General features: G+C 50.2%; 12 protein-coding genes. 6 read left to right on the forward strand and 6 right to left on the reverse strand.

Annotated features, from left to right (window positions below):
• Positions 1 to 80 precede the first annotated feature (80 nt).
• The 3 genes from H6F88_RS31130 to H6F88_RS31140 all read left to right on the forward strand — a co-directional run bounded on the left by H6F88_RS31130 (position 81) and on the right by H6F88_RS31140 (position 5,272).
• Positions 81 to 2,552 (forward strand): PAS domain S-box protein, encoded by a 2,472-nt coding sequence (locus H6F88_RS31130; protein ID WP_199333874.1) that lies wholly within the window; start codon positions 81 to 83, stop codon positions 2,550 to 2,552.
• Positions 2,549 to 2,986: a response regulator gene (locus tag H6F88_RS31135; protein ID WP_190646700.1), complete on the forward strand. Its 438-nt coding sequence runs from the start codon at positions 2,549 to 2,551 to the stop codon at positions 2,984 to 2,986. The genes H6F88_RS31130 and H6F88_RS31135 overlap by 4 nt, the downstream gene beginning before the upstream one ends.
• 84 nt (positions 2,987 to 3,070) lie before the next feature.
• On the forward strand, positions 3,071 to 5,272 hold the full coding sequence (locus tag H6F88_RS31140; RefSeq protein ID WP_190646701.1) for a response regulator: 2,202 nt from the start codon (positions 3,071 to 3,073) through the stop codon (positions 5,270 to 5,272).
• Positions 5,273 to 5,301: 29 nt separating this feature from the next.
• Here H6F88_RS31140 and H6F88_RS31145 read toward each other — a convergent pair whose 3' ends face one another.
• Positions 5,302 to 5,715 carry a hypothetical protein gene (locus H6F88_RS31145; protein ID WP_190646702.1) on the reverse strand — a complete coding sequence of 138 codons (414 nt, stop codon included), beginning with the start codon at positions 5,713 to 5,715 and terminating at the stop codon, positions 5,302 to 5,304.
• Positions 5,716 to 6,219: 504 nt separating this feature from the next.
• On the opposite strand from H6F88_RS31145, the gene H6F88_RS31150 reads away from it, so the two are divergent.
• The 3 genes from H6F88_RS31150 (at position 6,220) to H6F88_RS31160 (ending at position 11,941) form a co-directional block, all read left to right on the forward strand.
• Positions 6,220 to 9,642, forward strand: coding sequence for a M14 family zinc carboxypeptidase (locus tag H6F88_RS31150; RefSeq protein ID WP_190646703.1), 3,423 nt, complete (start codon positions 6,220 to 6,222; stop codon positions 9,640 to 9,642).
• A 223-nt stretch (positions 9,643 to 9,865) separates the two neighbouring features.
• Positions 9,866 to 10,837 carry a LysR family transcriptional regulator gene (locus H6F88_RS31155; protein WP_190646704.1) on the forward strand — a complete coding sequence of 324 codons (972 nt, stop codon included), beginning with the start codon at positions 9,866 to 9,868 and terminating at the stop codon, positions 10,835 to 10,837.
• Positions 10,838 to 10,876: 39 nt separating this feature from the next.
• A complete protein-coding gene (locus H6F88_RS31160) occupies positions 10,877 to 11,941 on the forward strand; it encodes an anthranilate phosphoribosyltransferase family protein (protein WP_190646705.1) in 1,065 nt (354 codons plus the stop codon).
• A gap of 136 nt (positions 11,942 to 12,077) precedes the next feature.
• Here the strand turns inward: H6F88_RS31160 and H6F88_RS31165 are convergent, their stop codons facing one another.
• From H6F88_RS31165 to H6F88_RS31185, 5 genes are all read right to left on the reverse strand, one after another.
• Positions 12,078 to 14,195, reverse strand: a complete 2,118-nt coding sequence (locus H6F88_RS31165; protein ID WP_190646706.1) for a cation:proton antiporter — start codon at positions 14,193 to 14,195, stop codon at positions 12,078 to 12,080.
• Between the two features lie 95 nt (positions 14,196 to 14,290).
• Complete coding sequence (locus H6F88_RS31170) at positions 14,291 to 14,968, reverse strand: HAS-barrel domain-containing protein (protein ID WP_190646707.1); 678 nt, start codon at positions 14,966 to 14,968, stop codon at positions 14,291 to 14,293.
• A gap of 204 nt (positions 14,969 to 15,172) precedes the next feature.
• On the reverse strand, positions 15,173 to 15,367 hold the full coding sequence (locus H6F88_RS31175) for an NAD(P)H dehydrogenase subunit NdhS (protein WP_190646708.1): 195 nt from the start codon (positions 15,365 to 15,367) through the stop codon (positions 15,173 to 15,175).
• Between the two features lie 175 nt (positions 15,368 to 15,542).
• Complete coding sequence (gene rodA / locus H6F88_RS31180; protein WP_190646709.1) at positions 15,543 to 16,799, reverse strand: rod shape-determining protein RodA; 1,257 nt, start codon at positions 16,797 to 16,799, stop codon at positions 15,543 to 15,545.
• Positions 16,800 to 16,837: 38 nt separating this feature from the next.
• Positions 16,838 to 17,908, reverse strand: a complete 1,071-nt coding sequence (locus H6F88_RS31185; RefSeq protein WP_190646710.1) for an Mrp/NBP35 family ATP-binding protein — start codon at positions 17,906 to 17,908, stop codon at positions 16,838 to 16,840.
• Positions 17,909 to 18,124 lie beyond the last annotated feature (216 nt).

An 18,124-nucleotide genomic window follows, 5' to 3' on the forward strand; every position in this document is an offset into this window, starting at 1 on the left:
GACTGGGTAAATTGATTTAGACTCTATTGGGTTTATTCAAAGGGGTGCAATTTCCTTACCCAGAAAATTGTTTGCCAAGAATGAAGCTGTCTCGTTGGATTTCCTACGGATTTGCGATCGCCCTGACCGCTGCTTCCCTCATTTTGGTGTCAATGCTGCGATCGCCCGTTGCTCCCATAGCGCTACAGGTGTTGGCAGGGGCGATCGCTTTGGGACTAATCGTTTTGGCAGTGAGTTCACTCTATGCTAAAGTCTACGCTGCCCGTCGCAAAGCCGAGATTAGCCTGAAAAAGCTTCAAGCCAGCGAAGCCCGTTATCGTCGCCTGCTAGAAACCGCCTATGAAGGCATTTGGGTGATTGATACTAACTGCACCACGGAGTACGTTAATCCTCGAATGGCAGAGATGCTGGGCTACCGAGTCGAGGAAATCATTGACTCTTCCATCTTTAAATTTATGGATGAAGCTGCCCAACGCGAACTTCAGTGGGAGATGAAGCACCATCCAACGGGCATTCGCGGGCAGTATGACTTGCGCTTTCGGCACAAAGACGGCTCAATCGTGTGGACAATTACTTCTGCCAACCCAATTTTTAGCGATGGGGGACTATTTCGCGGCACGCTGGCAATGGTAACCGATGTGAGCGATCGCAAACAGTTAAAGGAAACCCTGCACGATCGCGAAGCTCGCATTAGCCGCCTGATCGACTCCAACATCATTGGCATTATCTTTGCCAACTTTCAGGGCGAAATCACTGAGGCAAATGACGCATTCCTCAACATGCTGGGCTACACCCAGGCAGATTTGCAGAGCGGCAACCTGAATTGGCTAGACATCACGCCCTCTGAATATTTGCCGCAGGACGAGGAGATGATAGAACAAATCTCTACCACTGGAGCCTGCCCGCCGTTTGAGAAAGAATATCTGCACAAAGACGGCAGCCGCGTTCCGGTGCTGGTTGGAGCGGCGCTGTTGCCTAATCCGGAGGAAGGTACGGTTTGCTACGTGCTTGACCTGAGCGATCGCAAACGTCTGGAAAACGAACTCAGCCGTCGCGAAGCAAAAATTAAGCGGCTGGTAGACTCCAACATTATCGGCGTGATCACCGCTAATCTTAATGGTTCTGTGCTTGAAGCGAACGACGCATTTTTGCAAATCATTGGCTACACCCGAGAAGACCTGAATCAGGGCAAGATTCGCTGGAATGAAATGACTCCGCCAGAGTACCAGCAGGCTACGGAACAGTCTCAACATGAATTAAGAACGCTAGGATTTTGTCACTCCTTTGAGAAGGAATACATTCGCAAAGATGGCAGTAGGGTTCCAATCGTGATCGGTTCTGCTCTGCTGGACGGTAGCCCCGATACGATGATCGGATTTGTGCTAGATGTGAGCGATCGCAAACAAGCAGAAGCCGCCCTCCGGGAAAGTGAAGCCCGCTTTCGCTATATGGCAGACACCGCTCCCGTCTTGATTTGGATGTCGGGTCCAGATAAACTCTGCAACTATTTCAACCAGCCCTGGCTCGACTTCACGGGACGTACCCTCGCCCAAGAAATAGGCAATGGCTGGACTGAGAGCATTCACCCAGACGATTTTGAACGCTGTCTACATACGTACACCACTTCCTTTGATGCCCGCCAAGAATTTAAGGTGGAATATCGGCTGCGGCGGTTTGATAGTGAATATCGCTGGCTGCTAGACATTGGTGTGCCTCGATTTACGCCAGATGGAGAGTTTTTGGGATACATCGGCTCCTGTATCGACATTGGCGATCGCAAACAAGCAGAAGCCGAAATGCAGCAAATTAACGACCTGCTAGAACATCGCGTTAGAGAGCGCACCGCTCAGCTCGAAACCGCTAATCAGGAGCTAGAAGCCTTCTCCTACTCTGTTTCCCATGATTTACGCGCACCTTTGCGTCATATCAACGGTTTTGTCAGCCTGCTGCAAAAGCAGGCTGCTCCGGTCTTAGATCCTGAAAGTCAGCGCTACCTGGATATCATCGCAGACACGACCAAACGGGCGGGCACGATGGTAGACGACTTGCTCACCTTCTCGCGAATGGGTCGAGCAGAAATGCGCTACACCACGGTCAAATTCAATGAATTAATTCGAGATGTCAGACAGGACTTGGAACCAGAAACAGCAGAACGAGAAATTATCTGGCAAATTCACCCCATTCCTAATGTGCAGGGTGACCCAGCCATGCTGCGCCAAGTGATCTACAACTTGGTCGAAAACGCCATTAAATATACCCAGGGACGTACCCAAGCTGAGATCGAAATCGGCACTATAGGAGACGAGCAAGAAGTAGTCATCTTCGTCCGTGACAACGGACTTGGATTTGACATGCGCTATGCTCACAAGCTCTTTGGCGTGTTTCAGCGATTACACAGCGAGCCCGAAATTCAGGGAACTGGAATTGGGCTAGCAAACGTCCGACGCATCATTCACCGACACGGCGGTCGAACCTGGGCAGAAAGTGAACTAGATAAAGGGTCTACCTTCTACTTCTCACTGCCGCTCCGACCTCGAAGGGGTGAGGAATGACTGAGCTAAGACGCATCTTGTTAGTTGAAGATAGCCACCACGATGTTGAACTGACCCTTTCTGCGCTAGCCGAGAACCACCTGGCAAATGAGGTTGTGGTGGTGCGTGATGGCGAAGAAGCGTTGGACTATCTCTACCGTCGAGGCGTATTCAAACTCAGGATGGAGGGTAATCCTGCAGTTGTGTTACTTGACCTCAAGCTACCCAAGGTAGATGGACTAGAGGTGTTGGCACAGTTAAAGTCTGACTCAGCCTTACGGATGGTTCCGGTGGTGATGTTAACCTCCTCCCGTGAAGAGCAGGATCTGGTTTCTAGCTACAACTTGGGCGTTAATGCCTATGTCGTAAAACCCGTTGATTTTCATGAATTTGTCGATGCAATCCGAGAAGTTGGGCTATTTTGGGCAGTCGTCAATCAACCGCCACCGGGTTAAACCCGCCACTGGGGCAAGTAAAACCTAAGGCATGAAAATCTTCGGACAGACAATGACCTGCAAAATTAGCCCGTGAGGATAACGATGATGCAACCGCTACATGTTCTTCTTCTGGAAGATAGTTTGTTGGATGCAGAGTTGATCCAGGCAAATTTGACCACTAATTGGTCGGAATGCAAGCTGACTCGTGTGGAAAATCGGACGGACTTTCTAACGGTGCTAGAAAATGACACATTTGACCTGATTCTGTCAGATTACTCGCTGCCCACATTTGATGGACTCACCGCCTTAGAAATTGTCCGCGATCGCTACCCAGAGGTACCCTTCATCTTTGTGTCTGCCAATCTGGGTGAAGAAGTGGCGATCGAAACCTTGAGAAACGGCGCGACGGATTACGTCCTCAAGCAGCGGCTAGAACGCCTTGCACCAGTAGCAGAAAGAGCCGTCCGAGAAGCCAGAGAGCGAATTGAGCGCAAATGGGTTGAGCAAGAACGGGCGCAACTGCTGACTCGTCAGCGCCAATACACCAGTCGCCTGCGGAAGCTAGCACAAGCCTCAATCGCGATTAATTCCCTCCTTTCGATTGATCAAACGCTGAAGTTAATTACTGAGCAAGCTAGAGAAATCATTGAAGCGCACCAGGCTGTCACCAGCATGACAGTAGACGGCAATTGGACACAGGCAATCAGCGCCATGTCGTTATCTGATAAATACGCTCAATGGCGGGACTACGAAGAACCACCGAACGGCTCTGGGATTTATTCCTGGGTTTGCCGCATGAATCATCCGATGCGAATGACGCAAGCGGAACTAGAGTCCCATCCAAACTGGCGTGGGTTTGGCACGGAGTCTGACCGTCACCCCCCCCTGCGGGGCTGGTTGGCTGTGCCTTTAATTAGCCGTCAGGGCAATAACATTGGCTTGATTCAGCTTTCGGATAAGTATGAAGGTGAGTTTACCGAGGAAGATGAAGCGCTCTTGGTGCAGTTGGCGCAGGTCGCGGCAGTGGCGATCGACAATGCCCGACTTTACCTGCAATCCCAGGAGACAAATCGGATTAAGGATGAATTTTTGGCGACGCTTTCCCATGAGTTGCGATCGCCCCTCAACCCTATCCTGGGCTGGTCTAGACTGCTCCAAACCAAACGATTTGACGAAGCAACGCTAACGCGTGCCCTGCAAACGATTGAGCGGAATGCCAAACTGCAAACGCACCTGATCGAAGACTTGCTAGACATTTCGCGCATTATTCAGGGCAAGCTGACGCTAAAAGTTAGCCCTGTCAATCTGATTTCGATTGTTGAAGCGGCGATCGACACCATGCGTCCTGCGGCTGAAGCCAAGTCGATTCCCCTCAAAGTATTGCTAGAACCTTCAGCGCCCTCAACTGGTACAGCGATTGAACCCGACTGGAAGACGGTCGATGCTAACCCGATCTATGCTCGGTTTCAAACGATAGGCGACCCCAATCGGCTTCAGCAAATTATCTGGAACCTGCTGTCTAACGCAATCAAGTTCACGCCTCAAGGTGGGCAAGTCGAAATTCGTCTATCGCTGGTTGAACCTGAAACCAGCCCCGAGAACGGACTGTCTAAAGCTTCTGTTCATGCCCAATACGCTGAGATTGCCGTCAGCGATACAGGTAAGGGAATTAAGCCTGAATTTTTGCCCTTTATTTTTGACTATTTTCGTCAAGCGGACGCCTCAATTACTCGGGTGTATGGGGGCTTGGGTTTGGGGTTGGCGATCGTGCGCCACTTGACCGAGCTACATGGTGGCACGATCTGTGCTGAGAGTCTGGGAGAAGGACAAGGTGCCACTTTTACGATTCGTTTGCCGCTGTTGGTAGCTCAACCAGATGCACAAGAACGCAGTTCTTCTGGTTCTGCAATCAATCTCAAGGGCATCCAAGCGGTGGTAGTAGACGATGAGGTCGATACCCGTGAAATCATCACACTGATTCTAGAAGGGTATGGCACTCATGTGATTGCAACCGCATCGGTGAGCGAAGCGTTAGAGGCAGTTGAGCAATTTAATCCAGATATTTTAGTGAGTGACATTGGAATGCCCCTCGAAGACGGCTATGCCCTCATTCGCAAAGTCAGAGAGTTAGAGCCAGATCGAGGCGGCATGATTCCAGCGATCGCCCTTACTGCCTATGCTCGTCCTGAGGATCAACATCAGTCCCTTACAGCAGGCTTTCAGCTACATGTGCCCAAACCTGTAGAGCCAGAGAAATTAGCCAAAGCCGTAGCAGATTTGGTAGGACGTGCCCCCGCTAGATAATTTTCCCTTTCCCAAAAATCACAAAAATCTTAACGCCAAAAGAACTGGATGCAGGTTCGTAGCGTGGCGCGATCGCGATCCCTTCCTGCCCGTTCAACGGGACTGTATTGACTCAGGTCAAGCATCTCCTCTTGAAAATCTTGTCTTGAAGCCGGATCGTAGGGTGGAAAAACGCGGGTTGCATTCACGATTCGATTTCCTTCTGCAAACCCTCTAAAGCAACTGCGGTTAGCGCCCATTTGGACACCAATCACTGTCCGTCCGGCTTTGCGAAACAAGATAGATCGGCTAGACGTTTCAGAAGCGTGAATTGCTTCGTAGTAGTATTCACCCGTTGGCAAATTTTCAAGGGATGAAGCAGGGTTTGCATTGCTCATTAAAGGAACTGTCAGCACAGGAACCAGTAGGGACAGAGATACAGCGAATCGAACCGGAATCTTCATAGGTAAAGAATCTGCAGAAGATCTGTGGAGATCATAAAGAATGAGAAAAATGTATCACAAGCTACATTTTTGCAATATAGCTTCGAGAGATCTTGTATAACTGCGTCACTACATGTATAACGCTTGTCATTTGAAAGCAACAGCTAAAAGTAGTTTGCTCTTCGTTGCCTTGTCAGGAACCTATCCTATTTAAGATAAGCAGCTATTTCAGGCGATCGCCCACGCCATCTGTTGATGATTTCCTATTAAAGATTGACCTTCTGTCATTTATGGATTCATCGCCAACTGAATAGCTCTTTATTCTAATCCGCAAGCTATCAAGAGCAGTTGCTTACAGTTACTTAATTGTATTCATTCCCGTTTAGCCCCAAATCCCATAAGCTTTCACATCAAGCCGCCTCGTCTCAATCACCTAATCATCCAGGCTAGGCAAAACTCTGCTAGGTAAGTGACTCATTCACACTCGCTCAGTCGTTCACGTTCCTATTAAATATTTTTTCTACCGTGCAAAATTTAATTCTTGCTCACACTGTTTCTACTGCCAAAAATTCAACCTTAGCTCCCCTGAGCAGTTCCGTTTCAGTTGCATCTAGCCAGCAACTTATCTTTATTGATGCGGCTGTACAAGATTATGGAGACCTTGGAGCAGGGGTAACCCCAAGTGCAGAAGTGATTGTTCTTCACCCCTATGAAGATGGGGTGACACAAATCAGTCTCGCTTTGGCAGGGCGGACTCAGATCTCCAGCATTCACCTTGTAGCTCACGGTAGTCCTGGCAGCTTGCAGCTCGGTAACGCCAAGCTCAGCCACGAAACCTTGGCGCAATACCAAGCCCAGTTGCAGCAGTGGCGCAATGTGTTGAGCGATCGCGCCGAACTGCTGATCTACGGCTGTCGGGTTGCCGATACCGCAGTGGGAGTTGCGTTCACTCAAGCACTAAAGTCTTTGATTGGCGTTGAAGTTGCTGCTTCTACTACCCCGGTTGGACATTTTGCTCACGGTGGAAACTGGGATCTGGACGTAAAGACAGGTGGAATGTCGGCTGCTCTGGCTTTTTCGAGTGAGGCGATCGCCACCTATCCCGCGATTTTAGAAGAACCTGAAACCTATTTTGCCGAGGATTTCTCAGGCGCAAGTGGCGCAACTCCACCTCCAGGCTGGACAGTCAATGTGATTGAGGGGAATCCCGAAACAGATCTCTGGCGCTTTGATAACCCTGGTAATCGCAATGAAATTAATGAGCCTTTGAACCCAAATTTTGACAATCCAGTCGCAGTCTATGACAGCGATTTTCTCTCCGATGATGACGTAGCCGAAAATATTACGCTCGAATCTCCTGTTTTTGATGTCTCCGATGCTGAGGCTGTCATTCTGCGGTTTGACCAGGTGTATGGCGGAATCGCTGCCGGGATCAATGCTAGTGAAGTGTTTGTTGAAGCTTACAACGGCACAGAGTGGCAATCCGTTTATTCCTCTAACACGGGCGATTACGACATCAACACGCCGACCGTCGATTTGACCGAGGCGCTAGGCGGTTCATCAGAAGCACAGGTGCGCTTTCGGTTTGATGGCAACTGGTCTTATCTGTGGGCTGTAGACAATGTCAGAATTACCGACAACCTGGCAGCGGGTGTAACCACGCCTAGCGGACTGGTAGCCGTGAGCGAGAGCAATGTTCCCGATCCGCTTGATTTTCAATTTGCCTTGCAGAGCCGCCCGACTTCGGATGTGACTTTGAGCTTCACGGTAGATGGCGATCAGCTTCAGCCGATCCGGTCGATCACGTTTACAGAAGACAACTGGTTTGTTCCCCAGACTTCCGTTGTGGAGGCGATCGCCGACGACCTTATCGAGGGTGAAGACCAATCAACCACCGTCAGCGTCACCCTCACCAGTGACGACCCCAACTACAACGGGTTAGTGGTAGAAGACGTTCCGGTAGAAATCACAGAAACGACGATTCCGGGCTATACCAGCTATCGCACCGTTGAGAAAACCTATGCTGACCTGTCAGAACTAGCAACGCTGAATCCAGACCTCGCGAGTTGGGTAGACATCGGCGATAGTTACGATAAAGTTACTCCCGGCGGCTCAGCAGGTTACGATATCTTCTCTCTAGAAATCACCAACAAAAACAGCGAGCTACAAGAAGAAAAACCCGTCTTCTTTGTTCAGGGGGCGATCCATGCGCGGGAATACTCCACCACAGAATCTGTCACTCGCTTTGCCGAGCAGCTCATCGCTAACTACGGCACCGATCCTGACACCACCTGGATTCTAGACAACTTTGAAGTTCGTGTGGTGCCCATCGTCAACCCCGACGGACGCAAATTTGCCGAACAGGGTTACTCCTGGCGCAAAAACACCAACCCCGGTGACGGTACAGCAGAATTTCCCAACTACGGCGTTGACCTAAACCGCAACTACGACTCTAAGTGGGGAGAGTTGGGAGAGGAAGCAGCGAGTACCGATCCGGCTGATCTGACCTACCAAGGCCCTGCACCTTTCTCAGAACCAGAGAGTCAGGCGCTACGGGATTATCTACTGGAAACTTTTCAAGATACCAAAGGCCCTGGTGACTTTGACCCAGCCTCAGAAGACACGTCAGGTGTTTACATCGATGTTCACAGCTTTGGCGATCTGATTCTCTATCCGTTTGGTTGGACAGACGAACCCGCCCCTAACCAGGAGGGACTACGAAATCTGGGGTTGAAGTTTGGCTATTTCACAGGGCTGGTTGATCAGGCTTATGACGTTTCGCAGGCGATCGGACTTTATCCCACAACGGGAACAACGGACGACTGGGTTTACAGCACCCTCGGAGTTCCGGGCTACACCTTTGAATTAGGCTCCGCTTTCTTCCAAAATACCGAAGAATTCGAGAACGTCATTGTTAAAGAGGTCATTCCTGCCTTTTTCTACGCTGCAAAATCAGCCCGATCACCTTACAAAACTGCGGGAAGCCCAGATGTGACTGGCATACAGCTTGATCTCAGTCAGGTGCTTGCAGGAGCAGCAGTAGAGCTTTCTGCAACAGCGGATTCAACTCGTAAAGGAGACGGGGTTACCGGAACCACACCCGATGATCTCGAGATTCCAGAACCTGAAATCGTTGGTGGTGCCCGTTATTCGATTGGTTTACCTTCCTGGACAAAAGAAACGGAGACGTTTGAGTTATTTGCAGCAGACGGCGCATTTGACGAAGCAGTCGAAGAACTAAAAGGCACTATCGATACGACTGGTTTAGGGGTGGGCCGTCTCACGATCTTTGTGGAAAGTGCTGATGCGGACGGCAACTATGGCGTTCCTACGGCGGTCTTCCTGGACGTATTAGAAGCTCCTGGTGCCAATACCACTGTCTTTGACGGAGATGCAGAGGCTAACCAATATGTAGGGGGCAACGGCAGTGACACAATCTACGGTCGGGGTGGCAATGATCTGATCGCGGGTGGTCGGGGTGATGACCTGATCATTGGCGGCAATGGTGATGATTTGCTGCGCGGTGATGCCAACACCTCGTCCTCTGGTGGCAGTCAGGGAGGCGATGATGTCATTTACGGCGGCAGAGGAAACGATCGCATTAGCGGCAAACGTGGCAACGACAAGCTGTATGGCGATGCAGGCGATGATGTGCTGTACGGCGATGCCGGAGACGACCTCCTCTGGAGCGGTGCAGGCAGCGATCGCCTATACGGTGGTGCAGGCAGCGATACCTTTGCGATCGGTGTAGGAGGTGGCACAGACTACATTCAAGGCTTTGAGGTTGGCAAAGACCTGATTGGTCTAGTTGGCACACTCAGCTTTGGTCAGTTGTCTGTCACCCAAGAGCGCAAGAACACCTTGATCAAGTACGGCGATGATGTGTTTGCCGTTCTTAATCAAGTCAGTGCAAGTGCCTTGAGCGAGTCCACTTTTGTTCCGGTTTAGTCTTGAAGGCTGATCAATCCCCAAGCATCAGATGGGCAAAGCTATACTTGCCCATCTGATCACGAGGAGCACTGGTGGATGGGTAGGGGCGATCGCATCTCCTCATCCACTAGTACTCCTTGCTAGGGGAATCGCGATAATGTGCATTAGCCTACCAAACAGGATTCTGAGATCCGCTAAGGTCGTCCTATCGAGAATAAAGTGTGATCTTAGCTACATCTCCATGCGTCTAGAGCAGTTGAAGGCTTTTTTAGCAGTAGCAGAGACGGGCAACTTTCAGCAGGCTGCCCGTCTCTGTGGTGTAACTCAGTCTACGATTAGCCGTCAGGTTCAAAGCCTGGAAGCAGATTTGGGTCTGCCGCTATTTCATCGGACTGCTCAGGCAAAGTTAACGCTGGCAGGCGATCGCTTCCTCCCTCGCGCCCGCAAAATCTGTCAAGAGTGGCAAAATGCGACTCAAGAGTTAGCAGACCTGCGCGAAGGCAAACAGCCAGAACTATGCATTGCCGCAATCCATTCCGTCTGTGCTTACTACTTGCCACCTGTGCTTCAGCGCTTTTGTCAGGATTATCCAGATGTGCAGTTGCGCGTTACCTCTCTGGGCAGCGATCGCGCCCTTAAAGTCTTAAAAGATGGACTGGTAGACGTGGCGATCGTGATGAACAATCGTTTCTTGACCGCAACGCCAGAGATGGTCACGGATGTTCTTTATAATGAGCCAGTCGAGATTTTGATGGCGGCTGAGCATCCCCTAACTCAGTACGAACAGGTGCCCTGGACTGAGCTAGTACGCTATCCCCAGGTCGTATTTAAGGATGGCTATGGAATGCAGCGGTTGGTGCAGGAGCAGTTTCAGCGCCAGGGTGCAGTGTTAAATGCTGTATTAGAACTGAACACACTGGATGCTTTTCGGGGAATAGTGCGTCAGGGAGAACTGATTGCCCTGCTGCCTAAAGCTGCTATCCTAGATGCCCAGCTAGACACGACATTAGCAGTTCGCCCAACTGAGGCTCCAGTTTTAATTCGGCAGGTCGTTTTGGTGACAACTCAAGATCGGTTGCAAATTCCTCCTATTCAGCGCTTTCGGGAACTGGTGCATCAGTTATTTGCTCCAGAGAACGATGCGGCAAAACTGCCTCAGATGAATGCCGATACCTCACCATCCGCTGCCCATTGCCAGATTCGGCACTCCTGATCAATGAGATAACCTTATATTTTTACCAGGGCTAGGACGATGAGCGATGCGTTCAGGGAGTTATTGAAAAGAGTCGGCAGCGGTACCCACACAAGCAGGAATTTGACACGTTGGGAAGCAGCTGAGGCAACCCGGATGATGTTGACCCAAGAAGCGACTCCCGCTCAGATTGGCGCATTTATGATCTCTCATCGGATTAAGCGACCCACGGGCGAAGAGCTAGCCGGTATTCTAGATGCCTACGATCAGCTTGGGCCCAAGCTGCAACCGATCGCCTCTACCCACCCGGTGACGGTTCTGGGAATTCCTTATGATGGGCGATCGCGCACCGCACCGCTCAGCCCCATCACAGCTCTAATATTGGCTGCAGCAGATTGTCCGGTAATTATGCATGGGGGCGATCGAATGCCGACCAAACACGGCATTCCCCTGATTGAGGTTTGGCGAGGGCTGGGGGTTAACTGGGCGCTGCCGCTTGACCAGGTTCAAACCGTTTTAGAACAAACCGGACTGGGGTTTGTTTACCTGCCCTATCACTTTCCGCTAGCGCAGGGCTTAGTTCCCTATCGTGATCAAATTGGCAAACGTCCCCCTCTGGCAACCGTTGAGCTAATCTGGTCGCCCTATGCCGGAAATGCTCACGTTGTTGCGGGATTTGTCCATCCGCCTACCGAAACCATGTTTACAGAAACCTTTGTATTGCGAGGAGTCAGCCAATTCGCCACCGTCAAAGGGTTAGAAGGAAGCTGCGACCTGCCTCGCGATCGCACTGCCATCATTGGCATCGGTCAACCTGGCGGTCAAGTTCCTCTAGAGCGTCTGCTGCTATCCTGTCGGGACTATGACCTGGCTGGCAAAGACGTTCCTCTAACCACCACCACGCAACTGCTTGAGGACATTCAATCCGTTTTGCAAGGACAACCCGGCGAGATGATGCAGTCTGCGATCTGGAATGGCGGCTTTTATCTCTGGCGCTGTGGCGCTAGCCTTGATCTGCAGTCCGGTTTGGCTCAAGCAGAACTGCTCCTCACGTCTGGACAAGCCCACGCAAAATTGCAGCAGTTGAAAGCGTCCGTCAACGCATTTGTCGCAGTTCCCAGTTAGAGTGCTAGTTCCATTTCTCTCTAACAGAGGGCTACAGATGGAAGGACACTCCGCGTCGCGGAGTGTCCTTCCATCTGTAGCCCTAATTCTTGAAATTGGTATTATTTCAACAACCAAAAGATTACAGAAAAACTATCTATCCCTCAATTGCAGGCTCCGGCGGACCAGAAAGGTTAGCTACTGGAATACCAGAGTTGCTACCAAACAACACAGTACTGCTCTGACGCTGAGGTTCCCCTAACATCACTAGAGAACAGGTCAGTTGCTTCACAACTTGAGTTGTGACATCGCTGATTGCAAGTTCACCCACGCTAATCCGTCGACGCAGCGATCGGATCACCACCAGATCATAAGATTTGGACTCCTGCAAAATTGCGCCAACAACATCGTCGTTGGGGACAATGCGAATTTCAGAATTGCTATTCGGAGAGCATTTAGCCAATAGCAGCCTTAACTGTGACTCCATCCAGGTAACTCGATTGGGAGAAGCATGGCGATCGCACACATGCAGCAGTGTCACCTGGGCCTGATTTTCGTCCGCCAAAATTTCAGCAAACCGCACCATTCTCACTGCTTGCTGAGTCAGGTTTTCAATCGGTACCAGGATGCGTCGAATATTAGTGGGTGAATCGAGTAAACGAGTCACCGCAACCGGACAGTGAGAAGCCCAAAGGACGCTATCAATCACATTGCCAAACAATCGCGCCCGCAATCCGGTTGTTCTTCCCCAACCCATGATGATCAGGTTGGCGTCTTCCTCCCGGCTGGCTCGACTAATTCCTTGAGCAATGCTGTCATCAATCCGCAGCAGAGATTCAGCCTCTACTCCAAACCCCCGACTCATTTCGGTGGCTCGATCCAGCAACAAATCGCTTCCCTGCAACGCTTTCCTTAGCTCAGGTGCATCCATGTGAGCGTGAGCAGCCGTGATCGAGAGCGGCACAACTTTACCTGACTCATGCTTAACCAGCAAAGCTGCCATCTCAATTAAGTAACGCTCAGTTTGGGGGTTGTAAACTGGCACAACCACAGTTAAAGCCCGACTAGGCGAATTTTCTCCCCAGACAGCAGCAGTAGAGCCAGGTTCTAAGTTGCTCTCTGTTGGAATTAGTCCGGCAGCACTACGAGCGGTAATCAGCGGACCTAGAGTCGCTGTTACCAGCATTAAAACAATAACTGAATTCAACACATCGTCTGTTAGCAGCCCTGCCCGCACTCCCACTAACGTAGCTGCCAGCGTTGCAGCCACTTGAGGCATCGACAGCGACCACATCGTGATCATTTCGCGGGTAGTATAGCGATAAGCTAGCTTGGCGAAAAAGGCAGCTAGAAACTTGCTGCTAATCAACCCCACCACAATCGCTATGGTCAGCCGAATTGCACCTAGACTGCTGATAAAAGCAGGAATATCAACCAATAAACCCAAGTCAATAAAGAAAATCGGTACAAATAGCACTGTGCCGACAAACAGTACTTTTTCTTTGACCGGGCCTTCCCCAACTGCACTATTGACGGCTAAACCTGCCAAAAACGCTCCAACGATTTTTTCAACCCCAATCACCTCTGCACCAACTGCGGCAACAAAGACTGCCAGGAGAATAAATAGAAATTGGTTGCCTTCTTCATCGCCAGACCGACGGAAGAACTCTTTACCCAACCAGTTAAATCCAAACAGGACGAGGGCAGAATAAATCGCAATCGACAGCAGCAACCTAACCAGGCTAAAGGTGTCAAAATCGCCCCCATGAATACCAATACAAACTGCCAAAACCAGCAGCGCCCCAATATCAGTGAAAATAGTCGCCCCAATGGTCACAGTCACGGCTTCGTTCGTGACTACTCCCATGCGGCTGACGATAGGGTAAGCCAGCAGCGTGTGAGAGGCAAATAAAGAACCAATTAAAATTGCCGGATTCCATCCAAAGTCAAAAAAACGTCCCACGATCGTGCCAAAGATCAAAGGCACGATGAAGGTGAAAAAACCAAAGCCAGCCGAACGATGTTTGGTCGCTTGAAACTGCTCAATGTCAACCTCTAACCCTGACATAAACAGCAGGTAAATTAACCCAATGTCAGAGAGTAATCGGATGGTTTCAGAATCTGTCTGAAACAGGTTCAAGCCATTTGGACCCAACACGACTCCTGCGGCTAGCAAACCCACAAGTCCGGGCAGCCGCAGCCGCTCGAAAAAGATGGGGACAATCAAAATCACTGCCAGCAGGATGGCAAAGGAAACAACTGGTTCTATATGCATAGGCTTGGGACAAGTCCTCTAAGGTAGATGACGAACAGGGGGATAACAATCCACACCAGAATAACCGAGTCATGTATGGATAGTGAGGTTGAGGCTTAGAGGTAGATTTGGTCAAGGATGACGCGTAGCCGATCGTAGTCATCTTTAAGCAAAATGCTGAGCGATCGCCCTGCCTGCACTAGCCAAGTGCGATCGCCCTGTCGCAACTGGTAAATTTCTCGTATGGCTGCGGCAGCAAGGCTCTCAACTGGAGCATTTCTAACCTGAAGCAGCGTTCGCAAAAAATCTAGCTTTTCACTAAAACGAATCACCTCTTCCGGGTCACAGTAGTAGACCGCTTGATGAATTTGGGGTGGGCGGGGCGGCAAGTGTTGGTGAATGGTGTCACTCAACTGATTGCCATTCCGGTAGCCATTGGTAGATGTGCGACGCGGTTGAAAGCCAGCGATCGCCGCCCGAAACTCAGTCTTGAGCATGGCAAAAATTTGCGGTTGCTGCTCTCGCAAATCTTGCAGAGACAAGCCCAAAGCTCTAGCCCGATGCACCGAATCAATCGGGCTGGTCGTCACATGATAAACCACCCCATAAATTTGATTTCCTGACTCTTCGTCGACCGCCTTCACCCAACTGCCAAAGGGTGGCATCGCCGCAAAGCTTAAATCCTCAGGCTCCAAACATTGCGCCAAAAACTCTGTAGTTGCAGTTTCAATTACCTCTGCAATGTAGCTAGGATGGCGGTTTTGGCTAGAGAACTGAGGCAGAGGAAGGCGCATAGGGGCAGCTTTAAATCTGTTTGAAGTTGAATGGGAATCTCTACTTGAAGACAGAGGCACCAGCTCTGGCTGAACTAATCAATCAAGTCAATTGAAGGACTGAATTTACTCAAACACCACACCCTATAGACAGAGTGTGGTGTTAATGGATCTGTGCTGATCTATACATAACCCAAAAATGCCTTGCTTAAGACACAATTTGGGCTATTTTTTGCTACGCCCAGCAGTTGCATCAACAAGCTCTAACTCTGATAAGCGAAAGGTAATTAGCTTATCCCAGTTACCACCCTCAAATAAAACGGCTGCTTTGCCGTCGCTGACTCGCTGCACTAAACCCTGAAAGGCATAGTAGATATCATCCACATTTTTGACTCGAACGGCTGAACCTGGCAAAATCATGGCTTGTCTTTGGCTAACGAACAGTAACTTTATTTAGAAGTTTATCTCAATCCTTTTTAGGAGACAAAAGGGAAAGGGAGAAAAAAGAAATACCTCAGTGTTTCCCTTTTCTCCCTTTCCCCTTAAACGGATATTGAAGCTTATCCTGTTTCTCTGTTGTCTAACTCTCTGCTGTCTAAAACCTCAATCGATGGCGATGGTTGGCGACTGACTCAACCAGTCCGATCGCAACGAAATTAGTCAACAGCGCTGCTTTCCCATGACTAAGCCAGGGTAAAGGGATTCCTGTAATTGGTGCCAGACCAATAGTCATGCCGATGTTGACTAAAACTTGAAACACAATCATCGATAGAACGCCGATCGCCAGCAAAGACCCAAAATTATCTTTAGCGTTCTGAGCAATAATCACTAGCCGCAGACAAATCAGCCAAAATGCAAGAATAATTGCGATACAGCCAACGAACCCGAGCTCTTCTCCAATGGCTGAAAAAATAAAGTCAGTATGCTGTTCTGGAATGAAGTTAAGTTGAGTTTGGGTGCCGTGATTGAGCCCGCGTCCCCAAAGTTGACCTGCTCCGATCGCAATTCTTGATTGAATCAGGTGATATCCGCCTCCTGTAGGGTCTTTGTCCGGATCTAGGAAAAGAATTAGTCTGTCCTTCTGATAGTCCTGCAGCAACCCCCACAGAACGTGACCTAATCCGCCAGAAAGCAGGTTGACTGCTGCTGCACCCAACGCTCCATACCAACTCCAGGGAAGGGTGCGCCATGCAATCACAATCATCAGTGCAACCCAACCTAACCAGGCAGGCAGGTACACACCAAACAGAATGGCAGAAACTAGCGGGGAAACTAGCAAAATCAGCCAGCCCGGATTGGCATTGCCCCAGTAGAGCATCCCTAATGTAATTGCCCCAAATACGAGAGAAGTTCCTAAGTCTGGCTGAAGCAAAATCAGAATCCAAGGAACAGCTGTAATCAGCAACACTTTTAGCATTGCGGAAATCGTGGAGGCAGTTCGCTCCTGCATTATGGCTGCCAGGGTAACAATCAGTCCAACTTTGGCAAACTCAGAGGGCTGCACGTTGAAACTGCCAATCTCTAGCCAGCTTTGAGCACCGTTGGCATCTGTACCAGCCAGGATCACTATTAGCAAAGAGAGGTTGGTGATACCGTAGATAATCCAGCGCCACTGCACTAAAATTTCGTAGCGAGAGCGGGCAATTACCAGCGCCATTACTAGCCCAATGCCACCCACTAACCAGTGCTGCCACCAAAAATCGCTGGCTCCCCGATTGAGTTCCGTACTACGAATAAAAATGCCGCCAATGACGGTGAGTGCGACGGGCACGAAAAACATCAGCCAGTCTACTTCTTGCCAGGGTTGGAGGAGAGTTCTCCAGCTTAAACGGACTACGGAGCGTTGCAGCATACGGGACGGTATAGGGTATGGGGTGTGGGATATAGGGGTTAGGCGAGAGCAGCGACGGAGACTCGTGCTGCAATTTGTTGGGCGATCGCCTTCAACGCCTGTGCCGAAGCAGAATCCGGGGATTCAACCACGATTGGAACGCCGCGATCGCCCCCTTGCCGCAAAGACATTTCCAAGGGGATGCAGCCCAGCAGGGGCAGATTTAGCTCTTTAGAGGTTTTTTCACCACCACCTGATCCAAAAATGTCATATTGCTTGTCTGGTGCATCGGGTGGAATGAAGTAGCTCATATTTTCAACAATTCCTAAAACGGGCACCTGCATTTGCTGGAACATCCGCAAGCCTCGACGGGAATCGAGCAGCGCCACCGTCTGCGGAGTCGTAACAATGACTGCGCCTGCCATTGGCACCGCTTGAGCCATCGTCAACTGAGCATCCCCCGTTCCAGGTGGCATATCTACAATCAAATAGTCCAATTCGCCCCAGCGGACTTGATAGAGAAACTGCCGAATAATTCCATTCAGCATTGGCCCACGCCAGATTACAGGCTGGTCGGGATCAATCAAAAAGCCCATCGAAACCAGCTTTACTCCGTAGTTGAAAGCGGGTTCCAGCACTTCTCCCTGTGCTCCCTGCTGTACCACAATTTTGGCATCTGCTAGCCCTAGCATGGTGGGTGCGTTTGGTCCATAAATATCTGCGTCAATTAATCCAACCTTTGCGCCCGCTTGCGACAGGGCAACCGCGACGTTAACTGCAACGGTACTTTTGCCCACGCCACCCTTGCCGCTGGAGATTGCCAGAATGTTTTTCACTCCCTCAATTCCAGTGCGATCGGGCAAAGATTTTTGCTGCGGTGTCTCCGCAGTGACTTCAACGGAAATATTTTCTACTCCAGGAAGCGTCTTGATCGCTTGCTCACATTCTTCGACGATGAATTGACGCAACGGGCAAGCAGGCGTAGTCAGCACCAGCGTAAAGCTGACATTGCCATTGTCGATCTCGACGTTGCGAATCATATTTAGCTCTACTAAACTCTTGCGGAGTTCAGGGTCTTGCACAGGTTTGAGGACTTCTAACACTGCACTGGAATCAAGAACTTTAGCCATCGTATTCTCCACCCGTCTCAAGTGCAGGGTCGTTTAGTAATTTCTTCCTACGAGTTGATCTTACCGTTAGCAGGTGTAGGTTAACTGGGCTGTCTGACAACTTACGGTTGGGCTAGGTAAGCGATCGCCATCAAACACTAAAACACCATTCAGCGCTGACGCAGTCAAATCAGCAAAAACAGACTCACATCTGGCTGCTTTTTCCCTTTCCCCTGC

This window comes from Oculatella sp. FACHB-28 (assembly GCF_014696015.1).
Classification (GTDB): Bacteria; Cyanobacteriota; Cyanobacteriia; order Elainellales; family Elainellaceae; genus JAAUTN01.

Excerpts from the sequence above, each read along its gene's own strand:
- H6F88_RS31130 (WP_199333874.1), top strand. The coding sequence starts at position 81 with ATGAAGCTGTCTCGTTGGATTTCCTACGGATTTGCGATCGCCCTGACC.
- H6F88_RS31135 (WP_190646700.1), top strand. The coding sequence starts at position 2,549 with ATGACTGAGCTAAGACGCATCTTGTTAGTTGAAGATAGCCACCACGAT.
- H6F88_RS31140 (WP_190646701.1), top strand. The coding sequence starts at position 3,071 with ATGATGCAACCGCTACATGTTCTTCTTCTGGAAGATAGTTTGTTGGAT.
- H6F88_RS31145 (WP_190646702.1), bottom strand. The coding sequence starts at position 5,715 with ATGAAGATTCCGGTTCGATTCGCTGTATCTCTGTCCCTACTGGTTCCT.
- H6F88_RS31155 (WP_190646704.1), top strand. The coding sequence starts at position 9,866 with ATGCGTCTAGAGCAGTTGAAGGCTTTTTTAGCAGTAGCAGAGACGGGC.
- H6F88_RS31160 (WP_190646705.1), top strand. The coding sequence starts at position 10,877 with ATGAGCGATGCGTTCAGGGAGTTATTGAAAAGAGTCGGCAGCGGTACC.
- H6F88_RS31165 (WP_190646706.1), bottom strand. The coding sequence starts at position 14,195 with ATGCATATAGAACCAGTTGTTTCCTTTGCCATCCTGCTGGCAGTGATT.
- H6F88_RS31170 (WP_190646707.1), bottom strand. The coding sequence starts at position 14,968 with ATGCGCCTTCCTCTGCCTCAGTTCTCTAGCCAAAACCGCCATCCTAGC.
- H6F88_RS31175 (WP_190646708.1), bottom strand. The coding sequence starts at position 15,367 with ATGATTTTGCCAGGTTCAGCCGTTCGAGTCAAAAATGTGGATGATATC.
- rodA (WP_190646709.1), bottom strand. The coding sequence starts at position 16,799 with ATGCTGCAACGCTCCGTAGTCCGTTTAAGCTGGAGAACTCTCCTCCAA.
- H6F88_RS31185 (WP_190646710.1), bottom strand. The coding sequence starts at position 17,908 with ATGGCTAAAGTTCTTGATTCCAGTGCAGTGTTAGAAGTCCTCAAACCT.